Source organism: Actinomadura sp. 7K534 (assembly GCF_004348575.1).
Taxonomy (GTDB): Bacteria; Actinomycetota; Actinomycetes; order Streptosporangiales; family Streptosporangiaceae; genus Spirillospora; species Spirillospora livida.
Genome location: NZ_SMKB01000537.1, coordinates 1 through 690 on the forward strand (window position 1 = coordinate 1; position 690 = coordinate 690).

At 71.3% G+C, this 690-nt stretch carries 1 pseudogene; it reads left to right on the forward strand.

Features of this window, described 5'->3' with window-relative positions:
* Positions 1 to 272: 272 nt before the first annotated feature.
* Positions 273 to 690: pseudogene (locus E1266_RS37585) on the forward strand (hypothetical protein); the annotation flags it as partial.

Here is a 690-nt window from a genome sequence, read left to right on the forward strand (position 1 = left end):
GACAGGCAGGGGGATGGCCAGCAGCAACGCGATGAGTGCGATGAGGGGGCGCATGGTCTCCCTTCCTATAAGTAAGTGCTTGCATACTGACTCGGAAGGGCGGCTTTGGGAAGGCCCGACTCGATGCGCCGGATATCCGGCCCGGTCTTTTCCCGGGTCGGCGACTTGACGTAAGAGGGCCCAGTGGTCCTGGGCGCCGCGGCGGCGGTTGGGTCGGGACTTTGGGTCCGGGGGCCCTCGCCAGTGGGTGGTGGCGCGGTCATGCTTCGCTCATGGCCCAGCGCAGTCGTGGTCGCAGCCCCGCCTCTGCCGACCGGGGCGCGAGCGCTCTCGAGTACGGCGCCCTCATTCTGGTCTCGGCCGTGGTCATCGGGGCCCTGGCCGCCTCGCCGGTCATGGGAACGGTGGCCGGCGAGACGAGGGCCGCCATCTGCCGGCTGTTCGGCGGGGACTGCGAGGCCGCGCCGCCCTCCGCCGTCCCGGCGCTGAGCGAGTGCACCGTCCACCAGAACCTCGACCAGTCGACGACGGGCCGGAAGTTCATCGCGATCGGCGACCAGGAGTCGGAGACCACGCAGGTGGACAGCAACGCGGACGGCTCGATGGCGGTCACCACCAGCCGGTCCTCGGGCACGGGCATCGACCTGGAGGCCGGGTTCGGCGGCCGGGTCGGCGGCGCCGGGTGGGGGG